This window comes from uncultured Roseobacter sp. (assembly GCF_947488185.1).
Taxonomy (GTDB): Bacteria; Pseudomonadota; Alphaproteobacteria; order Rhodobacterales; family Rhodobacteraceae; genus Roseobacter.
In genome coordinates this window covers 64,525-85,355 of the sequence record NZ_CANKYM010000008.1, presented here as the reverse complement: position 1 = coordinate 85,355, position 20,831 = coordinate 64,525, and the positions used below count along the sequence as shown (strand labels likewise).

Here is a 20,831-nt window from a genome sequence, read left to right as displayed (position 1 = left end):
AGTCGTGCGGCGAGTCCCAGGATGAGGCCGCCCCCAAGCCCGATCAGGGCCAAAAGCCCTGCGTCTGAAATGCTGTCCAGCATGTGGTTCCTCCCGTATGTCTACGGGGCGTGGCGAGGCGCGCTACCCGTCCTTGCAGAACAGGTCGTAGACGAGATCAAGTATCTGAACGGCGCGGGGATCTGTCAAACTGTAATAAATCGCCTTGCCCTCGCGGCGCGGCGCAACCAGCCCTTCGGCACGCAGCCGGGCCAGTTGTTGCGAGACGGCGGCCTGCCGGGCGGAGAGCAGCTCTTCCAGCTCGGTCACGGATTTTTCGCCGGTGGACAGGTGGCAGAGGATCATCAATCGCCCCTCGTGGCTGATCGCCTTGAGGAAGTTCGACGCATTGCAGGCACTCTCCATCATCCGCTCGATTTCGGCGTCGGACATATCCTTGGTGATGACGGGAAGTGACATGAAGCTCTGGCTATCTCGCAATTTCGGGTCCTCATACCCATTGGGCGTTGATATGGCAATTAATGCAAGAACCCGCCAGGTCCAGAGCGGTGCAAATGCCTACGATTTAGGCTCTGTTTCCTCCGGATGGGCGTCGAGCAGCTTGCCCAGCAGGAACCAGAAGAACTCATCCCCCGCATAGCCTTCGATGCGGCCCAGCTCCTTGCCGTCATGGACCAGCACGAAGGTGGGGGTGAAGACCGGGCGCGAGGCAAAGGTGATATCGTCGGGCAGGGCGCGCAGGTCGACCCGGCGCAGGGGCGCGCGTTTGCCTTCCTCGGTCTTGGGGTAGATATGCGCGATATCCGCGTTCCACCGGGCGCACCAGTGGCAGCCGTCCTGTTCGACCATGACCAGATCGGCGGCCAGCGCGGGCAGGGGGGCCAGCCCGAGGGCCAGGGCAAGGAGCAGGCGTTTCATCGGCGTTCCAATTGACGGATCACATAAACATATAATATCTTGAATATGTAATCTGCACAAGCACTGGGGCGGGCCGGGATGTTGGATGTCAGTCTATTGGGGGCCTTTCTGGGCGGGCTGATCGTCTTTTTCTCGCCCTGTGTGCTGCCGATTGTGCCGTTCTACCTCAGCTATATGGCAGGGGCGTCGATGTCCGAGATCAGCGCCGAGGGGGTGCTGGCGCCGGGTGTGCGCCGCCGGGCCTTTGCCGCGTCGGTGATGTTTTCGCTGGGCATCATCACGGTCTTTGTGCTGCTCGGGGCGGCGGCCTACGGGCTGAGCCAGAGCTTTCGCGCGGCGCAGACGGAATTCCGGCTTTTTGCGGCGCTGGTCGTGCTGGTGATGGGGTTGCATTTTTTGGGGGTGCTGCGGATCGGCTTTTTCAACCGGGCGTTTCAGGTGCAGGCGGGCGACACCCAGACCATGTCCGTGCTCGGCGCTTACGTCGTCGGGCTGGCCTTTGCCGCGGGGTGGACGCCCTGCGTCGGCGGGGTGCTGACGGCGGTGGTGTTCACGGCCAGCACCGAGGCCACGGCCCTGCGCGGGCTGATCCTGCTCTTGGTGTTCGGGGTGGCGATGACCGCGCCCTTTGTGGTGGCCTCGCTGTTCATCGGGCCGTTTTTGCGGTTCGCCGCCCGGTTCCGCCGCCATCTGCCGAAGGTCGAAAAGGCCATGGGCCTGCTGCTGTTGCTCTTTGCGGCGCTGATCGCCACGGACAGCGTCAACCACATTGCCCAGTGGATGCTGGAGACCTTTCCCGCCTTTCAAAACATCTAAAGGAGACCGCCTGATGAAACGCCTGCTGATCCTTCTGAGCCTGATCGCACTGCCCGGCTTTGCCGCGGAGCTGGGCGACGACGGGCTGCACAAGACCGACTGGATGCGCGACACCTTCAAGGACCTGCGCGAAGACCTGGCCGAAGCCAATCACGAAGGCAAACGGCTGGTGCTGATGGTGGAGCAGCGCGGCTGCATCTACTGCACGAAGATGCATGAGGAGGTCTTTCCGCGCGCGGATATCGCCAGTTACATCGCCGAGAATTTCTTTGTCGTGCAGGTCAATCTGCATGGCGATACCGAGATCACCGATTTCGATGGCGAGACCCTGAGCGAGAAACAGGCGGCGCGGAAATGGGGGCTGCTCTTTACCCCGTCGATTCTGTTCCTGCCGGAAGAGGTCGACGCGGGCGCAACGGCGCAGAGCGCCGCCGTGGCCCTGATGCCGGGCGCGTTTGGGCCGGGCACGACGCTGGATATGTTCACCTGGGTCTATGAGAAGCGATACGCGCTTGATTCAGAGGAGGATTTTCAACGCTATCACGCGCGGCGCATTCAGGAACGGGCGGATGGCACCGCCGATTGAGAGGATTTCAAATTCGAATAGTTGAATTTGTTCTTGATCGGTCACGGTTTCGTGTCCTATGGTATGCTGAACATTGAATGTGTTTGGGAGGACGCATGGAACGCACTTTTCTGGCAATTTTGGCCCTGACCGCCTCGACCTTCAGCGGGGCGGCGGAGGAGATCGCGCCCACGGCCGTGGTCTATGTGGACGGCAGCGTCGAGACCTCTCTGACCGGTACGGCGGGCGACCCGGCCATGGGCCGCGAGATCGCCGGCAACAAGAGCCTTGGCAATTGCGTGGCCTGCCACGAGGTCACCGATCTGGCCGATGTGCCGTTTCATGGTGAGATCGGCCCGATGCTGGACGGGGCCGGGGACCGCTGGACCGAGGCGGAACTGCGCGGCATCGTCGCCAATGCCAAGATCATGTTTGAGGACAGCATGATGCCGTCCTTTTACAAGACCGAAGGCTTCATCCGCCCCGGCAACGCCTATACCGGCGAGGCGGCGGATGACACCTTTGGCCCGCTGCTGACCGCGCAACAGATCGAAGATGTGGTGGCTTATCTGGCCACCTTGAAAGAGTAACGACCCCGAGGGGATCAAAGGAGGTTCACGCATGGAACTGACACGACGCAACGCAATGCTGATGGGCGTCAGCGCCTGTCTGGTTGCAGGGCTGCCGCTGCAGGCGGCGACGACGCCCGAGGAGGCCATTGCGGCCTTTACCGGCGGCGCCGAGATCGGATCGGGGGACATCACCCTGACCGCGCCCGAGATCGCGGAGAACGGCAACACCGTGCCGATTGAGGTCGCCTCGGAGACGGCGGTGGAGATCATGGTGCTGGCCTTGGGCAACCCGACCCCGCCGGTGGCGACCTTCAAATTCGGCAAGCTGGCCGCGTCGCGCGCCGCCTCGACCCGCATCCGCCTTGCAGGCACGCAGGACGTGGTCGCGATTGCGAAGCTGGAGGACGGCTCCTTCGTGCAGGCCGCTGCGACGGTCAAGGTGACAATCGGCGGCTGCGGCGGCTAATCAGGAGAGTTCAGACATGGCAACAGGTGTAAAACCCCGCGTTAAAGTGCCCAAGACAGCGGCCGCTGGCGAGACCATCACGATCAAGACGCTGATCAGCCACAAGATGGAATCCGGCCAGCGCAAGGACGATGACGGCAACGTCATCCCGCGCTCGATCATCAACCGCTTTACCTGCGATTTCAACGGCGAGAACGTCATCGACGTGGTGCTGGAACCGGCGATTTCCACGAACCCCTATCTGGAGTTCGAGGCGGTTGTGCCGGAAGCCGGTGAGTTCGTCTTTACCTGGTATGACGACGACGGCTCGGTCTACGACACGAGCAAGAAGATCGCCGTCGAATAATCCGTTTGTCTGGGGAGGGACAACTATGAAGATATGGACTGGCGCATTGCTGGCGGGCGCATTGACCGCCCTACCGCTGAGCGCGGAGCCTGTGGAGGACACGCTGATCCTCAACGAGGACATCACGCTGGTGACCCGCACCGCCGCCCCTGATCATCTGTCCGATGTGATGGACGAGGTGATTTCGGGCTGGCATTTCCGGGGCACGGAAACGCGGGCCATGCAGGCGGATGATTTCGACAACCCCGGCATGATTTTCGTGGAGCAGGCGGAGGAGGTCTGGAACACGGTCGATGGGTCCGAAGGCAAATCCTGTGCGAGTTGTCATGAGGGATCCGAGACCATGGCCGGTGTGCGCCCGGTCTATCCCAAGTACAACGAGGCGGCGGGCGAAGTGCGCACGCTGGAGATGCAGATCAACGACTGCCGGGAAAACCGGATGGGCGCGGAGAAGTGGAAATACACTGGCGGGGACATGGTCAATATGACCGCGCTGTTGGCCTCGGTGTCGCGCGGCATGCCGGTGAATGTGGCGATTGACGGTCCCGCGCAATCGACCTGGGAGGCGGGCAAGGAGCTTTATTACACCCGCACCGGTCAGCTGGAGCTGGCCTGTTCCAATTGCCACGAGGACAATTACGGCAACATGATCCGCGCCGACCACCTCAGCCAGGGGCAGATCAACGGTTTTCCTGTGTATCGTTTGAAAAACACCAAACTGAACGCAGCGCATGCGCGGTTCAAGGGCTGCATCCGTGATACGCGGGCGGAGACTTATTCCCCCGGCAGCCCGGAGTTCATCGCGCTGGAGCTTTATGTCGCCTCACGCGGCAACGGGTTGAGCGTTGAGGGTCCGTCGATCCGAAACTAAGCCTTGAATGCCCCGCGCGGTGCCCGTGCGGGGTTTTCTCCTTAAGATATATTCAGGAATACGCATATGATATCCCGCCGCGATTTTCTCCAGACCAGCATGGCCGCGAGCGCCCTTCTCGGCGCGTCGGGGTTCGGGCAATGGGGGCGGCTGGCCGCACAGCAGGCGCTGACGCAGGATCAGCTGCTGCAGTTCGAGACCTTCGGGAATGTCTCGCTGATCCATGTCACGGATATTCATGCGCAGTTGAAGCCGATCTATTTCCGCGAGCCGTCGATCAACATCGGCGTCGGTGACAACAAGGGGGCGGTACCGCATGTGACCGGGGCCGAATTCCGCCGGATGTATGGGATTGAGGACGGCTCGCCCTCGCATTACGCGCTGTCCTCGGGGGATTTCGAGGCGCTGGCGCGGGGCTATGGCCGGGTTGGCGGGCTGGACCGGGTGGCCACGGTGATCAACCATATCCGCGCCGACCGGCCCGATGCGCTGCTGTTGGATGGCGGCGACACCTGGCACGGCAGCTACACTTGCTATCACACCCAAGGGCAGGACATGGTCGAGGTGATGAACGCGCTGAAACCCGATGCGATGACCTTTCACTGGGAATTCACGCTGGGCTCGGAGCGGGTGAACGAGATCGTTGAAGGGCTGCCCTTTGCGGCGCTGGGGCAGAACATATTCGACGCGGAATGGGATGAGCCCGCCGAGCTTTTCCCGCCTTACAAGTTCTTTGAGCGCGGTGGTGTAAAGGTGGCCGTTATCGGGCAGGCGTTTCCTTACATGCCCATCGCCAACCCCGGCTGGATGTTCCCCGAATACGCCTTTGGCATTCGGGACGAAAACATGCAGGAGATGGTCGATCAGGTGCGTGCCGAGGGCGCGGAACTGGTCGTGGTGCTGAGCCACAACGGTTTTGACGTGGACAAGAAGATGGCGGGGATTGTCAGCGGCATCGATGTGATCCTGTCGGGCCACACCCATGACGCGCTGCCGGAACCGGTGCTGGTGAGCGAGACCGTGATCGTGGCCTCCGGGTCGAACGGCAAGTTTGTCAGCCGCGTCGATCTGGATGTGCGCAACGGGCGCATGATGGGCTTCCGGCACAAGCTGATCCCGATCTTCTCGGATGTCATCACGCCTGACCCGGAGGTAGCCACGTTGATCGATACTGTGCGCGCGCCCTATGAGAGCGCCCTGAGCGAGGTGATCGGCAAGACCGACAGCCTGCTCTACCGCCGGGGTAATTTCAACGGCACCTGGGACGATCTGATCTGCGACGCGTTGCTGTCGGAGCGGGAGGCGGATATCGCGCTCAGCCCCGGGGTGCGTTGGGGGCCGTCGATCCTGCCGGGGCAGGACATCACCCGCGAGGATATCTGGAACGTGACCTCGATGAGCTATGGCGCGGCTTACCGGACTGAAATGACCGGTGAATTCCTGCATGTGGTGTTGGAGGACGTGGCCGACAATCTCTTCAACCCCGACCCCTATTACCAGCAGGGTGGTGACATGGTGCGCACCGGGGGGCTTGGCTACCGCATCGACATCACCAAAGCGCAGGGCAGCCGCATCACCGAGATGACGCTGCTCAGCACCGGCGAAAAGATTGACCCGTCCAAGACCTATCAGGTCGCGGGCTGGGCCTCGGTCAACGAGGGCACCGAAGGGCCGCAAATCTGGGACGTGGTCGAAAGCCATATCGCCAAACAGGGCACCGTGACGGTGTCGCCGAATAACAGCGTCAACGTCGTTGGCGCCTGATCGAAACCAACATGGAGTGAAACCATGACGCAGAAGACGTCGCGCAGGACGTTTCTTAAAAAGGGCCTCGCCGCCGGTGCCGCCGCCACGGTGGCCGGCGGTGCCCGTGCTGCCACGCCCGATCCGCTGATCACCGACGTGCAGCCCTGGGCCAGCGGCTTGGGCGACGGGGTCGATGCCACGCCCTACGGGCTGCCCATCGAGTTCGAGGGCGACGTGATCCGGCGCAACGTGGAATGGCTGACCGCCGACACGATCAGTTCGATCAACTTCACGCCCATCCACGCGCTGGACGGCACGATCACGCCGCAGGGCTGTGCCTTTGAACGGCACCACTCCGGCGCGATTGAACTGAGCAAGCAGGACTACCGGCTGATGATCAACGGGCTGGTGGACCGCCCGCTGATCTTTTCCTACGCCGATCTGGAACGGTTCCCGCGGGAAAACCATGTCTATTTCTGCGAATGTGCCGCCAACACCGGCATGGAATGGGCGGGCGCGCAGCTGAACGGCGCGCAGTTCACCCATGGCATGATCCACAACATGGAATACACGGGCGTGCCGCTGCGCACGATCCTTGCCGAAGCGGGGCTGGGGGCGGCGGGCGATCTGGCAGACAAATGGGTCTATGTCGAAGGCGCGGATGCGTCCTCGAATGGCCGGTCGATCCCGATGGAAAAGGCGCTGGATGACGTGCTGGTCGCCTTCAAGGCCAATGGCGAGGCGCTGCGCAAGGAACATGGATACCCAGTGCGGCTGGTGGTGCCGGGCTGGGAAGGCAACATGTGGGTCAAGTGGCTGCGCCGGGTCGAGGTCATGGATGGCCCGGTCGAAAGCCGCGAGGAGACCAGCAAATACACCGACACGCTGGAGGATGGCACATCGCGCAAATGGACCTGGGCGATGGATGCGAAATCGGTCGTTACATCACCGAGCCCGCAGGCGCCGATCACCCATGGCAAGGGGCCGCTGGTGATCACCGGGCTGGCCTGGTCGGGGCGTGGGGCGATCGCCCGCGTCGATGTCTCCAAGGATGGCGGCAAGTCGTGGGAGACCGCGCGGCTGGCCAAACCGGGGGAGAAGATGGCGCTGACGCGGTTCTATCTCGATACCGATTGGGACGGCGAGGATATGTTTCTGCAAAGCCGCGCCATGGATGAGACCGGCTATGTGCAGCCTACCAAGGCGCAGTTGCGGGAGGTTCGGGGGCTGAATTCGATCTATCACAACAATTGTATCCAGACCTGGTGGGTGCGCCCGAGCGGGGAGGCGGAAAATGTCGAAGTTTCTTAAAGGCGCGGTGGCCTTGACCCTGCTGGGCACCCCGGTTTTTGCCGAAGGGTTCGGTCTCGGTCGGGAGGCGCTGCCCGCCGAAATCGCCGCCTGGGATCTGGACGTCTCTCCTGATGGCACAGGCCTGCCCGCAGGTTCCGGCGATGTGCTGACGGGGGAGGAGGTCTTTGCCGATAAATGCGCCTCCTGCCACGGCGATTTTGCCGAAGGTGTGGGCAACTGGCCCAAGCTGGCCGGTGGCTGGGACACGCTGGCCGATGAGGACCCGCTGAAGACCGTGGGCAGCTATTGGCCGTACCTCTCGACCACATGGGACTATGTGAACCGGTCGATGCCCTTTGGTGATGCGCAGTCGCTGGAGGCGGATGAGGTCTACGCGATTGTCGCCTATATCCTCTATTCCAACGATCTGGTGGAGGATGATTTCGTGCTGTCAGATGAGACATTTGCCGATTTCGAGATGCCCAATCGGGATGGGTTCATCGTGGATGACCGGATCGAGACGGAGCATGCGCAATGGGTGGGTGAGCCCTGCATGGAGAACTGCAAGGAGGATGTGCAGGTGACCATGCGGGCCATGGTGCTGGATGTGACGCCGGAGGCGGAAACCACGGCGCCCGAGGAGGAAGCGGCGGTGGCACCGGCAGTTGCCCCGGCGGTGGAGGAGGCTGCGGTGGATCCCGAGCTGATCGCGGCGGGCGAGAAGGTGTTCCGGAAATGCAAGGCCTGCCACCAGATCGGCGCGGGGGCCAAGAACCGTTCCGGCCCCGTGCTGACCGGGATCGTGGGGCAGGCAGCGGGCCAGGTCGAGGGGTTCAAGTATTCCAAGCCGCTGATGGCCATGGCAGAGGACGGTCTGGTCTGGGACGCGGAGAACCTTCAGGCGTTTCTGTCCAAACCCAAAGCCTTCATGAAAGGCACCAAGATGAGTTTTGCGGGGCTGAAGAAAGAGGCGGATCTGGCCGCGATCACCGCCTATCTGGCTAGCATCCCCGAGTGATGTTGCGGGCCGTGTTTCTCCCTGCTGTCCTGGCCGCGATATCCGTGGCCGGGGCGGTGTGGGCGGAGGATTTCGGCGATGCAGAGGCCGGGGCCAGGGTCTTTACCAAGTGCAAGGGCTGCCACGAGATCGGGCAGGGCGCACGGGATCGGATCGGCCCGCATCTGAACGGGATTTTCGGGCGCAGGGCGGCGGCGCATGAGGGCTACGCCTATTCGAAGTCCATGGCGCGCGCGGGCAATGACGGGCTGATCTGGACGGCAGAGACGCTTGGCGCCTATGTGGAAAACCCCCGCGCGCTGGTGTCGAAGACGCGCATGAGCTTTCGCGGGCTGAAGGATGCGCAGGACCGGGCGGATTTACTGGCGTTCCTGCGGGATTACTCTGACAACCCTGCCGATGTGCCCGAAGCGGAACCCACGGCGCGGGCGACGGATCACGACGTGGACCCGGCCATTCTGGCCCTGAAGGGGGATGCGGAATACGGCGAATACCTGTCGAGCGAATGTCTGACCTGCCACCAGCAGGACGGCAGCGCCGAGGGCATCCCGTCGATCACCCGCTGGCCTACCGAGGATTTCGTGGTCGCGATGCATGCCTACAAGCGCAAGCTGCGCCCGCATCCGGTGATGCAGATGATGGCCGGGCGATTGAATGACGAGGAGATTGCGGCGCTGGCCGCCTATTTCAAGGACCTCGAGTAACGGGGTCGTTTTCTGGGAGGGAAACCACATGACACTGAACAGACGTATTTTTCTGGGCACGGGCGTTGCGGCGGCAGCGACGTTAGGCGCTCCGGCGGTTCTGGCGGATGGGCACGGCAAACCGCGCGTTATCGTCATCGGCGGCGGGGCCGGCGGGGCCACGGCGGCGCGCTATATCGCCAAGGACAGCAAGGGCGGCGTCGATGTGACGCTGATCGAGCCGTCGCGGACCTATTTCACCTGTTTCTTCTCCAACCTTTATCTTGGCGGGTTCAAGGAGATCGACGATCTGGGCCACACCTATGGCACGCTGGCGGCCAAGTACGGGATCAACGTGGTGCACGACTGGGCCGTCGATGTGGACCGCGATGCCAAGACGGTGAGCCTCGCCGGGGGCGCGCAGCTGCCCTATGACAAGCTGATCCTCAGCCCCGGCATCGACTTTGTCGAGGGCGCGGTGGCGGGCTGGTCGCTGGCCGCGCAGAACGCCATGCCGCATGCCTATAAGGGCGGCTCGCAGACGGAATTGCTCAAGGCGCAGGTGGCGGCGATGCCCGAAGGCGGGACCTTTGCGATGGTGGCCCCGCCCAACCCGTTCCGCTGCCCGCCCGGACCATACGAACGCGTATCGATGGTGGCGCATGTGCTGAAAGAGACCAACCCGACGGCCAAGATCATCGTGGCTGACCCCAAGGAGAAGTTCTCCAAGATGTCGCTGTTCCAGGAGGGCTGGGCCAATCACTACGAAGGCATGATCGACTGGATCGGTGCCGATTTCGGCGGCGGCGCGGTGTCGGTGGACCCGGCGGCGATGACCGTGAGCATCGACGGCGAGGAGACGAAAGTGGACGTCTGCAACGTGATCCCGGCGATGAAGGCGGGCCGGATTGCGGAGATGGCGGGCGTGACCGAGGGCAACTGGGCGCCGGTGAACGCGGCCGACATGAGCAGCAAGGCGGACCCGGATGTGCACGTTCTGGGCGATGCGAGCCAGCAGGGCGATATGCCGAAATCAGGGTTCTCGGCGAATTCGCAGGCCAAGGTCTGCGCCAATGCGGTGCGCGGGGCGCTGACGGGGTCGAAGGTGTTTCCGGCGAAGTTCTCCAACACCTGCTGGTCGCTGATCGACACCAATGACGGCGTCAAGGTGGGTGCGACCTATGAGGCAACGGCAGAGAAGATCGCCAAGGTGGATGGGTTCATCTCCGCCACCGGGGAGAGCAGCGATCTGCGCCGCGCCACCTACGAGGAATCCGAAGGCTGGTACGCCGGGATCACCGCCGACATGTTCGGTTGACAGATAGGCCGGGCTGACCTGGATCAAGGGCGGGCCCGGCCGGACGTGTTTGAGTGAGGCCACCATCTGGAAGGAGAGACTATGAGACGTTTCATACTTGCCGCGACGGTTGCCCTGATCGCGGGATCGGGACAGGCGGCGGATCAGGCGGTCACCTATGCCTTTGATGGCAGTTTCGAGGATGCGGCCTTTGCCGTGGAAAGCGCCATTGTCGGGCGCGGGCTGGTCATCGATTATGTCAGCCATACCGGCGAGATGCTGAACCGGACCGGCGCGGATGTGGGCAGCACCAAGGCGCTGTTCAATGAGGCCGATATCTTCCTCTTCTGCTCGGCGCAGGTGTCGCGCGCTGTGATGGAGGCGGACCCGATGAACATCGCCCATTGCCCCTATGGCATTTTTGTCGCGGATCAGGCGGGGGCGGTGAGGATCGGCTATCGCACCTACCCGCAGGGTGAGATGCAGCAGGTGCAGGCGTTGCTGGACGAGATCGTGCAGGAGGCGCTGGAATAGCCGGAGGGTGCTGCCTGCTTGACCCACATCAAGGTGCATCGCGCCCCGCTTCGGTAGGCCCGTTCTGACGGGAAAGGTCTGGCGATGGTGGAAACCCTGATTGACCGGTTCGGAGACGGGGCCGTGCTGATGATGGCGGGGGCCGTGGTTGGCGTGCTCTTTGGCGTCGCGGCCCAGCATTCGCGGTTCTGCCTGCGCGCGGCGACGGTCGAGCTGTCCGAGGGGCAGGTCGGGCCGCGTCTGTCGATCTGGTTTCTGGCTTTTTCTGCGGCCGTTCTCTGTGTGCAGGGGGCGATTTCTGTAGGCATTCTCGATGTCTCCGAGGCGCGGCAGCTGGCCGCCACCGGCAGCCTCTCCGGGGCGGTGATTGGCGGGCTGCTCTTCGGGGTGGGTATGATCCTCGCGCGCGGCTGCGCCAGCCGTCTGCTGGTGCTTTCGGCCACCGGCAATCTGCGCGCAATTCTGACCGGTCTGGTGCTGACGCTGGTGGCGCAGGCCGCGCTGCGCGGGGTTCTGGCCCCCCTGCGCGAAGGTCTTGCCGGGTTGTGGTTGATCGACGGCGGCGCGGCGCGCAGCCTGCTTGCGCAACTGGGGCTGAGCTCCACTGCGGCGGCGATATGCGCCGCGATTGCGCTGATCCTCGCGACCTTTCTGGCGGTGGCCAGCCGCCTGCCGGTGACCCGCATGATCGCTGCTGGCTGTGTCGGCGTGGCGGTCGGTCTGGGGTGGATCTTCACCTACACAATTGCCCAGACCTCTTTCGAGGTGGTTGCGGTGTCTTCCATCACCTTCACCGGGCCCTCGACCGACACGCTGATGGGGCTGGTCAATGCGACCCGCTTGCCGCTGAGCTTTGGGGTCGGGCTGGTGCCGGGCGTCTTTGCCGGGGCCGCCCTGATGGCGCTGACCTCGGGGGAGGCGCGGATCGAGCGGTTCGGCCCCGACACACCGATGGAGCGCTATCTGATCGGGGCGGTGCTGATGGGCTTCGGCAGCATGCTGGCGGGCGGCTGTGCCGTGGGGGCGGGCCTGTCTGGCGGGTCGATCTTTGCGGTGACCGCCTGGGTGGCGCTGCTTTTCATGTGGGTGGGGGCGATGATGACCCACCGGCTGTTGCATCTGCGTGCGGTGGTCACACCCGCCTGACACGGGCGGGACAGGGCCTATTCAAATTCCATCTGCTCAAAGACCCGGCCCGCGTTCTTGGTCGCGAGCTCCTCGAAGGTGTCGAGATGGGCATAGGGGGATTGATCGACGTAATAGGCTTCGGCCAGCCCGCCGCCCGCGTCGATATGGGCGCCGATCTGGGTGCGCAGGTATTCCAGATAGCCCTTGGTGTAGCGGCGCACCTGATCCATGTTGGTCGGATGGCCGTGGCCGGGGATGACATAGGTGGCCTCCAGCGCCTCGAAGGCATTGTCCCATGTGTCCAGCCAGTCGGCGGTATAGGTGTGCTCGAAAATCGGCAGCATGCGTTCGTGAAAAGCCATGTCACCCGAGATCACGAGTCTCTGATCCGGCAGCCAGACCACGATGTCACCCGGGGAATGGGCGGGGCCGAGGTAGCGCGCCTCGATCCGGAACGCACCCATCTCGACGACATATGTATCCTCGAAGGTTTCTGTCGGGCCCTGCAGGGTGGTGCCCTCGGCCCGGTCGCGGTTGTAGCGTTTCATGCCCTCAAGGATGCTGCCGCCGTAATCTGCAACCTCCGTGGCGGCATCGACATGGGCGACGATGGGCACGCCCTGTTCCGCCCAATAATTGTTGCCGAGCATGGCGTGGCCCTGACCGTTTTCGTTGAAGACCAGTTTCACGGGCTGGTCGGTGATCGCCTTGATTTCATCGTGCAGGGCAGCGGCGAGCCCATAGGCGGCCCCGGCGTTGATGACCACGACACCATCGCCGGTCACGATGAAGCTGAGGTTGTTGTTGTGGCCCGCGTTTTCATAGGTTGGCGGGGCGGTGGCGCCGATGGCCGAGAAGACGCCGGGGATCACCTCCACCGGTTTGTCATAGAGCAGCGAGGCGGGGTATTTATCCGCGATGTCCTCGCTGGCGTAGGCGGATGTGGCAAGCAGGAAGGGCAGGGTCCAGCGCATTATGCGTCCTCCGGAAGAAAGCGATAGGTCGCGCCGTCGCGGGTGACGCGCCCGAGGCCGCCGTGGGGCAGGTGAAACCCCATCAGCGGGATGTCATCGGTTGCCAGGTGATCCAGCAGCCGCAAGCGGGTCGCGGCCCCCAGATCCGGGTCCTGATCGGCCCCGCTGGGCCAGTCGGGGCGGGCAAAGGCCACGTGATGGTTGCCGATGGCGTCCCCACCGACCATGACCGCCTGCGTGCCGTCGCGGATTTCAAACGACATGTGACCGGGGGTGTGGCCGGGCGTGCCATGGGCCAGGATGCCGGGCAGGATTTCGTCACCGCTGTTGAACAGGCTGATCTGATCCTCGACCGCCTGCAGCCTGCGCGCCGCGCCCACGGCAAAGGAGGCGCGGGCCTCGCCGATGGTGGTGACCGTGTCGGGGTCGGTCCAATAGGCCCATTCCGCTTGTCCGATCATCAGCTCCGCCTGCGGAAAGACCGGATCGTCGAAGTCGTCGAGGATGCCCCAGAGGTGGTCAGGGTGGGCGTGGGTAAAAACGACATGGGTGATGTCTTCGGGGGCGACGCCCTGTGCGGCGAGACTGTCGAGGAGGGTCCCGGCGCTTGGCATGAAGCCCGCGCCTGCGCCTGCGTCGAAGAGGATGATTTTGTCATCCTGACGCAGCAGTGTCAGGTTGCAGGGCGGTTCCAGCTGCTCGGAGGAGATATCGTTTTCTGAAAGGATCTCCTGCAGCGGTTCTTGAGGCAGACCGTCGAAGAACATCGATCCCGGCAGTACCAGATGGCCATCGCTGACGCTGGTGATGTCAAAAGACCCCAACCGCAGCGTCTGGGCGACGGTGTAGAGCGGCGTGGCGCAGGCCGCGCAGCCGCCGAGACCCGCAAGGACCTGCCTTCTGTCCAGTTTCATGCCGCCCTCCCAGACAAATTCTATTTCATGAATATGACATGAGGGAGACGGTGAACACAAGCCTTGCGTTGGCTGTCAGCTTGGCGGGAGTGCCATCGTTTCGGTGAGGCGCAAACCACCCCTGGAACGATCCGGGATCAGAACGCCACGCGGTCGCCGCCCTTGAGGTCCAATATCGCGCGCGCCTCGTCCGGGGTTGCGATCTCGCAGCCCAGATCCTCGACGATGCGGCGTATTTTCGCGACCTGCTGCGCGTTGCTGTCCGCCAGCGTTCCGCGCGAGATAAAGAGGCTGTCCTCCAGCCCGACGCGCACATTGCCGCCCATCTGGCTGGCGGTTGTGCCCAGCGTCATCTGCGCCCCGCCCGCGCCCAGCACGGACCAGCGATAATCCTCGCCAAAGAGCCGGTCTGCCGTGCGTTTCATGAACACCAGATTGTCGACCTCCGCACCGATCCCGCCTAGGATGCCAAAGATGAACTGGATGAAGACGGGCGCCTTGAAAAGCCCGATATCCATGCAGAATTTCAGATTGTAGAGATGCCCCACGTCGTAGCATTCATGCTCGAATTTCACATCATGGGGGCTGAGCGTTTCTGCGGCCTCGCGAATGTCGCGGAAGGTGTTGCGAAAGATGTTGCCGTCCGAGTTGGCGACATAGTCCTTTTCCCAGTCGAATTTCCAGTCGTCATCGCCATAGCGCCCGGCAAGTGGGTGGAAGGAGAAATTCATCGAGCCCATGTTCATCGAGCACATCTCAGGGGAAAACGTCTTGGCCGGGGTGATCCGGTCCTGAATGGACAGGGTCAGCGAGCCGCCGGTCGAGATGTTCACAACCGCATCGGTCGCCTGTTTGATGCGCGGCAGGAAGGGGGCGAAGTCATCGACATCCACCGAGGGCGCCCCGGTGTCGTTGTCGCGCGCATGCAGGTGCAGGATGGAGGCACCGGCCTCTGCGGCGGCCAGCGCCTGTGCTGCGATATCGTCATAGGTATAGGGCAGGGCGTCCGACATGGTGGGCGTGTGGATCGCCCCCGTCACGGCGCAGGTGATGATGGTTTTCTGTTTCGCCTTGGCCATGGGTCAGCCTTTCGTGGATTGGGGGGAGGGTTTGACGCGGAAACGGAGCGGGAAGAGCTCAATGTCGAACCGGCTGCGGATCAGGCCCCAGAGGCCGGTCGGGGCCTTCAGCATGATCACGATGGCCACGGTGCCGAGCACGATGAGGTAGATCGTTCCGAGGTCCGCAAGGGTTTCGCGCAAGAGAAAGAAGATTAACGTGCCAATGATCGGCCCTTCGATGGTGCCGATGCCGCCGATCACCACGATGAAGATCACGAAGGCCGTCCAGTCGTTTACCGAAAAGGCGGCGTCCGGCGAGATGCGCAGTTTCTGCAGGAAGATCAGCGCGCCGATCATGGCGGTCAGCGCGGCGGTGACCACGTAGACGATGAATTTCGTGCGCCAGATGTCAATGCCAAGCGAGCCTGCGGCCAGTTCATTGTCGCGAATGGCGGTCAGGGCCAGCCCGTTGCGCGACCGCAGGAAGAGATAGACGGCGGCGATCACGAGGACGGCGGAGCCCAGGGCGAGCCAATAGCTCAGGTGTTCGCGGCCCGACCGCGAGGCGGCCAGGGATTTGACGATGCCAACCGGCAGCGATGATCCGGACCCGCCCCCCAGTGCGGAGACCTGTGCAAAGGACAGGCGGAACACCTCGGCGATGACCCATGTGCCGATGGCGAAATAGGCGCCGCGCAGCCGGAAGATCAAAAGCGCGACCGGCACGGCGATGAGCGCGCCCAATGCGCCCGCAAGCGCAATCGCGCCCAGCGGATGCAGGCCACCAAAGATCGTCAGCGCAAAGAGCATGTAGCCGCCAAATCCGACATAGGCCTGCTGGCCGACCGAGACGAGGCCCGCGTATCCGGCCATCAGGTTCCACAGGCTGGCGAGGGCGAGGTAGAGAAACAGCTCTCCCATCAGGCGCATGTCCGCGCGTCCGGCCCACCATGGCGCGGCGATCAGGACGATCAGGATCAGCGCGCCCAGCAGGGCCGCGATCCGGGCGGCGGGCGATGTGCGGGTGACGTGGAAATCTGACAGGTTCATCCGTCGATCCTCGGGAACAGGCCGTTGGGGCGCAGGGCCAGGATGACCAGAAAGGCGAGGTGACCCGCCAGAAGCTGCCAGCCCGGGTCGATCTTGGCCCCGATGGTCTGGGCCACGCCGAGGATCACGCCGCCTGCAAGCGTGCCCCAGAGGTTGCCGAGCCCGCCGATGATGACCGCTTCGAAGCCGAAGATCAGCCGCCCGCCACCGATGGAGGGGTCGAAACTGGTGCGGATGCCCAGCATGATCCCGGCGATGGCCGTCACCCCGAGGGCCAGCGCCATGGCGAGGCCAAAGATATGACGGCGGTTCAGCCCCATGAGCTGGGCGATTTCAGGGTTGTCGGAGGTGGCCCGGAAGGCGCGGCCAAGGGCGGTGCGGTAGAAAATCCATTGCAGCGTGGCGATCACCGCAATGGCGGTGCCGAAGGTCAGGAGCGGCAGCAGCCCCACCGACAGCCCCGCGGCAGAGACACTGGCCGTCTCCAGCGCCCCGGCGTTCATCTTTTGCGGGTCGGCGGAGTAGGTTTCCAGCAGCGTGTTCTGGATGATCACCGACAGCCCGAAGGTGACAAGCAGCGGCGGCAGGATGTCTTTGCCCAGCGTCTGGTTCAGGATGCCACGCTGCAGCACATAGCCGAACCCGGCCATGACCGGCACCACGAGGATCAGCGCCAGCAGGGGATGCAGGCCCAGAACGGTGGTGACCGAGAGGCCCAGATAGGCCCCCAGCACGATCAGGTCCCCATGGGCGATGTTGACCAGCCGCATGACCCCGAAGATCAGCGACAGACCGGCGGCAAAGAGCGCGTAGAGACCGCCCAGCAAGGTGCCCTGCACCACGACGTTGACCCATTCCATGTTACGCTACCCCGAAATAGGCGCGCGAGATCTCCTCGCGGGCGACGGTTGCAGAGGCGCCTTCGAGCGAGACGCGCCCCTCCTGCAGGCAGTAGAAACGCGAGGAGACGGCCAGCGCCTTGGTGATGTCCTGCTCCACGATCAGCGCGCTCATGCCCTCGCCGATGATGCCGGGCAGGGCGGCGTAGATGTCCTTGATGATGATGGGGGCCAGCCCGAGGCTGATCTCGTCAAAGAGGATCAGGTCCGGGTTGGCCATGAGCGCGCGTCCGATGGCCACCATCTGCTGCTGGCCGCCCGAGAGCGACGTGGATTGCTGGTGACGACGCTCCTGCAGGATGGGAAAGAGCGTGTAGATGGCGGGCAGGGACCACGGGCCCTTGCGGCCGATCTGGCCGCCGATGATCAGGTTTTCCTCGACGGAGAGCGATGGGAAGAGCTGCCGCCCTTCCGGCACCAGCGCGATGCCCCGCGCGGCCACTTCATCCGCCCGCAGCGCCCCGATGTCCTCCCCGCGGTAGCGCACCATCTCCGCCCTGTTGCGCGTCAGGCTGGAGATGGACCGCATCAGGGTGGTCTTGCCCGCGCCATTGGCCCCGATGATGGCGAGGACTTCGCCTTGCGCGACCTGCAGGTCGACGCCATAGAGCGCCTGAAAATCGCCATAGAAAGCGTCCAGACCGCAGAGGGACAGAAGGGGGTCAGGCATCGGCTTCGATCCCCAGGTAAATCTCCTGCACTTCGGGGCTTTCCATGATGGCCCTAGGCGCACCTTCCGCGATCTTCCGGCCGAAATCGATCACGATCAGCCTGTCGACGACCGCCAGCAGCGCATGCACCACATGTTCGATCCAAATGATGGTCACGCCGCGCGCATGGATATCGCGGATCGTCTGAATGAGCGCGCCGCATTCCGCGTCCGTCAGACCCCCCGCGATCTCGTCCAGCATCAGAAGTTTCGGTCTGGCACATAGGGCGCGGGTCAATTCCAGCCGCTTGCGACCCAGGAGCGTCAGGCCACCCGCGAGCGTGTTCGCGCGGTCCAGCAGTTCGGTCTGATCGAGCACCTCAAGGCAAAACTGCTCCGCCGTTCGCCCGTGCATTCCACCCGCCTGCGTGGCGGCGATCATGGCGTTTTCAAACACCGTCATGCCCGAGAACGGCTGAGGCACCTGAAAACTGCGCGCCATTCCCGCGCGGCAGCGTTTGGCGGCGCTGCTTCTGGTCACGTCCTGCCCGTCAAAGAGGATCCGGCCTGAGGTAGGCGACAGGGTGCCGGTGATCAGGTTGAACATCGAGGTCTTTCCGGCGCCGTTCGGACCGATCACGCCAAGCGCCTCGCCCGACGGCACGTCGAAACTGAGCGCATCCGCGACGGTGACCGCGCCGAACGCCTTCGAGACCTGATCGAGTTGGAGAAAGGCTGCCATGATCCCTCGTGTTCTGCGTGCGCGCGGCGGTCTGATCGTCAGGCCAGAAGTTTCAGATCCCCGGTGACCGGGATGTCGGGCGCCGCCGCATTGGCCACGATTTTCAGATCAAGCGCGTCGCCGTCGCGTTGCCATTGCCCGGCGACCAGCGGCGTCTTGGTCACGTTGTTGATCGGCCCATCTGCCCAGTTCACGGTGCCGGTGATCGTGTCCAGATTGGTGGCGGCAATGGCGGCGACGATGGCCGCGGGGTCTTCCAGATCCTCGGCCCGTTTGATCACATCGGCGACCACCTCGAAGAGCGCGTGTTTGAACCCAATGGGCTGGGTCCAGGGGCGCCCGGAGGCGGCGGTGTAGCCATCCGCGAGGTCTTTGGAGCTGTCGCCGGTGAGCGACGAGGTGAAGGGGTGGTTCGGCGACCACCAGACCTCCGACGTCAGCCCGTCGCCACGGGCCCCAAGCGCATCGATGACGGAAGGAAAGAGCAGCGCCTTGCCGATGGTCACCACCCTGGGCGCGAACCCCTGCTGCGCGGATTGCGCCCAGAAGGTCGCGAAATCGGGCGGGATCATATTGCCCGTCACGATCTCGCAACCGGCGGCTTTGAACGCCGCGATCTGGTTGCTGAAATCATCTGAGAGCGGCTGGAAGCGTCCGGGGTCCACCAGATCATAACCCGCGGCAGCCAGCGGTTTCGGCAGGCCAAGTTCGGCATCCCCCCAGGCGTTCCCATCCGCGTCGTTGGGAAAGAGCCCGCCCACGGTTTTGGCCACGCCGCTCTTGTCCCACATGTCGAGAAACGCGCCGATCACGTCCTCCAGCCCCCAGAAGAAGTGATAGGTGTTTTCAAACCCTTCACCCGGCACGCCGTTGCGGCCAAAGAAATAGGGCTGCCACGGGCAGTCGGTGGTGATGCAGGGCACCTCGTTTATTTCCGCCTGATCGGACACCGGGTTGACCGTGTCGGGCGTCGAGGCGGCCACGATCAGGTCGACCTCGTCGCCGAGGATCAGATCGGCGGCCACTTCGGCAGCCCGGTTGGGGTTCGACTGGCTGTCCTTGGAAATGATCTCGACACTGTAGGTCTTGCCGTTGTTTTCCAGACCGGCGGCAAAGGCCTGATTGATGGCGCCCAGCACGTAGTCATCGGCTTCCGCAAAGCCCGCCAGGGGGCCGGTGCGCGGGCTGACGTGGCCGACCTTGATGACTGGGTTGGCGGCATAGGCGCGGGTGCTGGTCAGAATGGCGGGGGCGGCAAGTGTCAGCGCACTGCCCGCCAGGAACCGCCGACGCGACCATGGTGTGATCTTGGTTGTCATATCTTCCTCCCTTATCCGGCAGTCTAACCGGTTTATCGTGGCGTCAGTCGAGAAGAATTCCCTCCAGACGCGTCAGGTGCCGGGCCACGCGCTGGCGCAGGGCTGCGGCGTCCTCCTCCGTCCAATCGCGAAATCCTTGTCCGGATTTCATGCCAAGCCGTCCCTCCGCGACGAGCCTGGCAAGATAGGGTGAGGGCGCTGTCCGGCTCTCCAGATCGCACAGCACGTTTTCATGGATATCCAACGTCAGATCGGTGCCGACGAGGTCCGCGTTTTCCAGCGGACCCAGAACGGCGAGCCTGCGCCCAAAGCTGGACTTGATGACGGTATCAACGGCCTCCGCGTCACAGATGCCATTTTCCACAAGGCTGATCGCCTCGCGCCAGAGCGCGTGCTGCAACCTGTTACCGATGAACCCGGGGACGTCTTTTTGTACCCGCACCGGCGTTTTTCCGGCGTCGTCCAGCAGGGCCATCATATCGTTGGCAACAACATCCTCTGTCCATTCCGTGCAGACAACCTCCACCAGCGGGATCATGTGGGGCGGGTTCCACCAATGGGTGCCAAGCGCTCGGGATTTCAGGCGCAGCCCGCCCATGATCCCGGTGATCGGCATGACCGAGGTATTGGACGCCAGAATGCAGCTCTCCGGCGCGTATTCCTCGACCTCGGCAAAGATCTCTTGCTTGAGCGCCAGCTTTTCCAGGGCGGCCTCGAAGACGACGTCCGCATCCCGGACGGCGGCAGCAATGGAGTTCGAGACCTCGATCTTTTTGAGGATTTTTGCGATACGCTCCTCTGGTTCCCCAAGCGTGCTCAGGCTGTCGGAGATCCGGCGCGACACGCTCTCCCGTGCCTCTGCCGCCGGATCGGTGATGCAGACATACTGCCCGGCGCGGGCCAGCGTCAGCGCAATCCCGTGGCCCATGAGCCCCGCACCAACCACAGCAATTTGACGGTTTTTCCTCAT

At 63.5% G+C, this 20,831-nt stretch carries 24 protein-coding genes; 13 read left to right on the top strand and 11 right to left on the bottom strand.

Features of this window, described 5'->3' with window-relative positions; translation table 11 throughout:
- Nucleotides 1-123 precede the first annotated feature (123 nt).
- Nucleotides 124-459 carry a helix-turn-helix transcriptional regulator gene (locus tag Q1A52_RS22000; protein WP_195822723.1) on the bottom strand — a complete coding sequence of 112 codons (336 nt, stop codon included), beginning with the start codon at nt 457-459 and terminating at the stop codon, nt 124-126.
- A gap of 99 nt (nt 460-558) precedes the next feature.
- Nucleotides 559-918, bottom strand: coding sequence for a hypothetical protein (locus Q1A52_RS21995; RefSeq protein ID WP_300019897.1), 360 nt, complete (start codon nt 916-918; stop codon nt 559-561).
- A 78-nt stretch (nt 919-996) separates the two neighbouring features.
- Between Q1A52_RS21995 and Q1A52_RS21990 the strand changes: the two genes are divergently transcribed.
- The 13 genes from Q1A52_RS21990 (at nt 997) to Q1A52_RS21930 (ending at nt 12,271) form a co-directional block, all read left to right on the top strand.
- A complete protein-coding gene (locus Q1A52_RS21990) occupies nt 997-1,734 on the top strand; it encodes a cytochrome c biogenesis CcdA family protein (RefSeq protein WP_300019896.1) in 738 nt (245 codons plus the stop codon).
- A 13-nt stretch (nt 1,735-1,747) separates the two neighbouring features.
- A complete protein-coding gene (locus Q1A52_RS21985; RefSeq protein WP_300019895.1) occupies nt 1,748-2,320 on the top strand; it encodes a thioredoxin family protein in 573 nt (190 codons plus the stop codon).
- A gap of 95 nt (nt 2,321-2,415) precedes the next feature.
- On the top strand, nt 2,416-2,889 hold the full coding sequence (gene soxX / locus Q1A52_RS21980) for a sulfur oxidation c-type cytochrome SoxX (RefSeq protein WP_300019894.1): 474 nt from the start codon (nt 2,416-2,418) through the stop codon (nt 2,887-2,889).
- 31 nt (nt 2,890-2,920) lie between these two features.
- A complete protein-coding gene (gene soxY, locus Q1A52_RS21975; RefSeq protein WP_299869598.1) occupies nt 2,921-3,337 on the top strand; it encodes a thiosulfate oxidation carrier protein SoxY in 417 nt (138 codons plus the stop codon).
- A 16-nt stretch (nt 3,338-3,353) separates the two neighbouring features.
- Nucleotides 3,354-3,683: a thiosulfate oxidation carrier complex protein SoxZ gene (gene soxZ / locus Q1A52_RS21970; protein WP_195822729.1), complete on the top strand. Its 330-nt coding sequence runs from the start codon at nt 3,354-3,356 to the stop codon at nt 3,681-3,683.
- 25 nt (nt 3,684-3,708) lie between these two features.
- Nucleotides 3,709-4,554: a sulfur oxidation c-type cytochrome SoxA gene (soxA, locus tag Q1A52_RS21965; protein ID WP_300019893.1), complete on the top strand. Its 846-nt coding sequence runs from the start codon at nt 3,709-3,711 to the stop codon at nt 4,552-4,554.
- A gap of 66 nt (nt 4,555-4,620) precedes the next feature.
- Nucleotides 4,621-6,318 (top strand): thiosulfohydrolase SoxB, encoded by a 1,698-nt coding sequence (gene soxB / locus Q1A52_RS21960; RefSeq protein ID WP_300019892.1) that lies wholly within the window; start codon nt 4,621-4,623, stop codon nt 6,316-6,318.
- Between the two features lie 24 nt (nt 6,319-6,342).
- Entirely contained in the window at nt 6,343-7,611 is a 1,269-nt protein-coding gene (gene soxC / locus Q1A52_RS21955; protein ID WP_300019891.1) for a sulfite dehydrogenase, read from the top strand.
- Nucleotides 7,595-8,611, top strand: coding sequence for a c-type cytochrome (locus tag Q1A52_RS21950; RefSeq protein ID WP_300019890.1), 1,017 nt, complete (start codon nt 7,595-7,597; stop codon nt 8,609-8,611). The genes soxC and Q1A52_RS21950 overlap by 17 nt, the downstream gene beginning before the upstream one ends.
- Nucleotides 8,611-9,315 carry a c-type cytochrome gene (locus Q1A52_RS21945; RefSeq protein ID WP_300019899.1) on the top strand — a complete coding sequence of 235 codons (705 nt, stop codon included), beginning with the start codon at nt 8,611-8,613 and terminating at the stop codon, nt 9,313-9,315. Before Q1A52_RS21950 ends, Q1A52_RS21945 begins: the two co-directional genes overlap by 1 nt.
- Nucleotides 9,316-9,343: 28 nt before the next feature.
- A complete protein-coding gene (locus Q1A52_RS21940; protein WP_300019889.1) occupies nt 9,344-10,612 on the top strand; it encodes an NAD(P)/FAD-dependent oxidoreductase in 1,269 nt (422 codons plus the stop codon).
- Nucleotides 10,613-10,693: 81 nt separating this feature from the next.
- Nucleotides 10,694-11,125 (top strand): DUF302 domain-containing protein, encoded by a 432-nt coding sequence (locus tag Q1A52_RS21935; protein WP_299832136.1) that lies wholly within the window; start codon nt 10,694-10,696, stop codon nt 11,123-11,125.
- An 84-nt stretch (nt 11,126-11,209) separates the two neighbouring features.
- Entirely contained in the window at nt 11,210-12,271 is a 1,062-nt protein-coding gene (locus Q1A52_RS21930; RefSeq protein ID WP_300019888.1) for a YeeE/YedE family protein, read from the top strand.
- A 17-nt stretch (nt 12,272-12,288) separates the two neighbouring features.
- Here the strand turns inward: Q1A52_RS21930 and Q1A52_RS21925 are convergent, their stop codons facing one another.
- The 9 genes from Q1A52_RS21925 to Q1A52_RS21885 all read right to left on the bottom strand — a co-directional run bounded on the left by Q1A52_RS21925 (nt 12,289) and on the right by Q1A52_RS21885 (nt 20,831).
- Entirely contained in the window at nt 12,289-13,227 is a 939-nt protein-coding gene (locus Q1A52_RS21925) for an MBL fold metallo-hydrolase (RefSeq protein ID WP_300019887.1), read from the bottom strand.
- Entirely contained in the window at nt 13,227-14,141 is a 915-nt protein-coding gene (locus Q1A52_RS21920) for an MBL fold metallo-hydrolase (protein WP_300019886.1), read from the bottom strand. The genes Q1A52_RS21925 and Q1A52_RS21920 overlap by 1 nt, the downstream gene beginning before the upstream one ends.
- A 137-nt stretch (nt 14,142-14,278) precedes the next feature.
- Complete coding sequence (locus Q1A52_RS21915) at nt 14,279-15,220, bottom strand: 3-keto-5-aminohexanoate cleavage protein (RefSeq protein WP_300019885.1); 942 nt, start codon at nt 15,218-15,220, stop codon at nt 14,279-14,281.
- Between the two features lie 3 nt (nt 15,221-15,223).
- Nucleotides 15,224-16,252 (bottom strand): branched-chain amino acid ABC transporter permease, encoded by a 1,029-nt coding sequence (locus Q1A52_RS21910; protein WP_300019884.1) that lies wholly within the window; start codon nt 16,250-16,252, stop codon nt 15,224-15,226.
- Nucleotides 16,249-17,112 carry a branched-chain amino acid ABC transporter permease gene (locus Q1A52_RS21905; RefSeq protein WP_300019883.1) on the bottom strand — a complete coding sequence of 288 codons (864 nt, stop codon included), beginning with the start codon at nt 17,110-17,112 and terminating at the stop codon, nt 16,249-16,251. The genes Q1A52_RS21910 and Q1A52_RS21905 overlap by 4 nt, the downstream gene beginning before the upstream one ends.
- A 1-nt stretch (nt 17,113) precedes the next feature.
- Nucleotides 17,114-17,821, bottom strand: coding sequence for an ABC transporter ATP-binding protein (locus Q1A52_RS21900; RefSeq protein WP_300019882.1), 708 nt, complete (start codon nt 17,819-17,821; stop codon nt 17,114-17,116).
- A complete protein-coding gene (locus Q1A52_RS21895; RefSeq protein WP_299784195.1) occupies nt 17,814-18,542 on the bottom strand; it encodes an ABC transporter ATP-binding protein in 729 nt (242 codons plus the stop codon). The genes Q1A52_RS21900 and Q1A52_RS21895 overlap by 8 nt, the downstream gene beginning before the upstream one ends.
- A 38-nt stretch (nt 18,543-18,580) precedes the next feature.
- Nucleotides 18,581-19,861, bottom strand: coding sequence for an ABC transporter substrate-binding protein (locus tag Q1A52_RS21890; protein WP_300019881.1), 1,281 nt, complete (start codon nt 19,859-19,861; stop codon nt 18,581-18,583).
- 43 nt (nt 19,862-19,904) lie between these two features.
- Nucleotides 19,905-20,831 (bottom strand): 3-hydroxyacyl-CoA dehydrogenase family protein, encoded by a 927-nt coding sequence (locus tag Q1A52_RS21885; RefSeq protein WP_300019880.1) that lies wholly within the window; start codon nt 20,829-20,831, stop codon nt 19,905-19,907.

What these genes read in the sequence shown, in the direction of transcription:
- Q1A52_RS22000 (WP_195822723.1), bottom strand. Translation starts at nt 459, where the DNA reads ATGTCACTTCCCGTCATCACCAAGGATATGTCCGACGCCGAAATCGAG.
- Q1A52_RS21995 (WP_300019897.1), bottom strand. Translation starts at nt 918, where the DNA reads ATGAAACGCCTGCTCCTTGCCCTGGCCCTCGGGCTGGCCCCCCTGCCC.
- Q1A52_RS21990 (WP_300019896.1), top strand. Translation starts at nt 997, where the DNA reads ATGTTGGATGTCAGTCTATTGGGGGCCTTTCTGGGCGGGCTGATCGTC.
- Q1A52_RS21985 (WP_300019895.1), top strand. Translation starts at nt 1,748, where the DNA reads ATGAAACGCCTGCTGATCCTTCTGAGCCTGATCGCACTGCCCGGCTTT.
- soxX (WP_300019894.1), top strand. Translation starts at nt 2,416, where the DNA reads ATGGAACGCACTTTTCTGGCAATTTTGGCCCTGACCGCCTCGACCTTC.
- soxY (WP_299869598.1), top strand. Translation starts at nt 2,921, where the DNA reads ATGGAACTGACACGACGCAACGCAATGCTGATGGGCGTCAGCGCCTGT.
- soxZ (WP_195822729.1), top strand. Translation starts at nt 3,354, where the DNA reads ATGGCAACAGGTGTAAAACCCCGCGTTAAAGTGCCCAAGACAGCGGCC.
- soxA (WP_300019893.1), top strand. Translation starts at nt 3,709, where the DNA reads ATGAAGATATGGACTGGCGCATTGCTGGCGGGCGCATTGACCGCCCTA.
- soxB (WP_300019892.1), top strand. Translation starts at nt 4,621, where the DNA reads ATGATATCCCGCCGCGATTTTCTCCAGACCAGCATGGCCGCGAGCGCC.
- soxC (WP_300019891.1), top strand. Translation starts at nt 6,343, where the DNA reads ATGACGCAGAAGACGTCGCGCAGGACGTTTCTTAAAAAGGGCCTCGCC.
- Q1A52_RS21950 (WP_300019890.1), top strand. Translation starts at nt 7,595, where the DNA reads ATGTCGAAGTTTCTTAAAGGCGCGGTGGCCTTGACCCTGCTGGGCACC.
- Q1A52_RS21945 (WP_300019899.1), top strand. Translation starts at nt 8,611, where the DNA reads ATGTTGCGGGCCGTGTTTCTCCCTGCTGTCCTGGCCGCGATATCCGTG.
- Q1A52_RS21940 (WP_300019889.1), top strand. Translation starts at nt 9,344, where the DNA reads ATGACACTGAACAGACGTATTTTTCTGGGCACGGGCGTTGCGGCGGCA.
- Q1A52_RS21935 (WP_299832136.1), top strand. Translation starts at nt 10,694, where the DNA reads ATGAGACGTTTCATACTTGCCGCGACGGTTGCCCTGATCGCGGGATCG.
- Q1A52_RS21930 (WP_300019888.1), top strand. Translation starts at nt 11,210, where the DNA reads ATGGTGGAAACCCTGATTGACCGGTTCGGAGACGGGGCCGTGCTGATG.
- Q1A52_RS21925 (WP_300019887.1), bottom strand. Translation starts at nt 13,227, where the DNA reads ATGCGCTGGACCCTGCCCTTCCTGCTTGCCACATCCGCCTACGCCAGC.
- Q1A52_RS21920 (WP_300019886.1), bottom strand. Translation starts at nt 14,141, where the DNA reads ATGAAACTGGACAGAAGGCAGGTCCTTGCGGGTCTCGGCGGCTGCGCG.
- Q1A52_RS21915 (WP_300019885.1), bottom strand. Translation starts at nt 15,220, where the DNA reads ATGGCCAAGGCGAAACAGAAAACCATCATCACCTGCGCCGTGACGGGG.
- Q1A52_RS21910 (WP_300019884.1), bottom strand. Translation starts at nt 16,252, where the DNA reads ATGAACCTGTCAGATTTCCACGTCACCCGCACATCGCCCGCCGCCCGG.
- Q1A52_RS21905 (WP_300019883.1), bottom strand. Translation starts at nt 17,112, where the DNA reads ATGGAATGGGTCAACGTCGTGGTGCAGGGCACCTTGCTGGGCGGTCTC.
- Q1A52_RS21900 (WP_300019882.1), bottom strand. Translation starts at nt 17,821, where the DNA reads ATGCCTGACCCCCTTCTGTCCCTCTGCGGTCTGGACGCTTTCTATGGC.
- Q1A52_RS21895 (WP_299784195.1), bottom strand. Translation starts at nt 18,542, where the DNA reads ATGGCAGCCTTTCTCCAACTCGATCAGGTCTCGAAGGCGTTCGGCGCG.
- Q1A52_RS21890 (WP_300019881.1), bottom strand. Translation starts at nt 19,861, where the DNA reads ATGACAACCAAGATCACACCATGGTCGCGTCGGCGGTTCCTGGCGGGC.
- Q1A52_RS21885 (WP_300019880.1), bottom strand. Translation starts at nt 20,831, where the DNA reads ATGAGGAAAAACCGTCAAATTGCTGTGGTTGGTGCGGGGCTCATGGGC.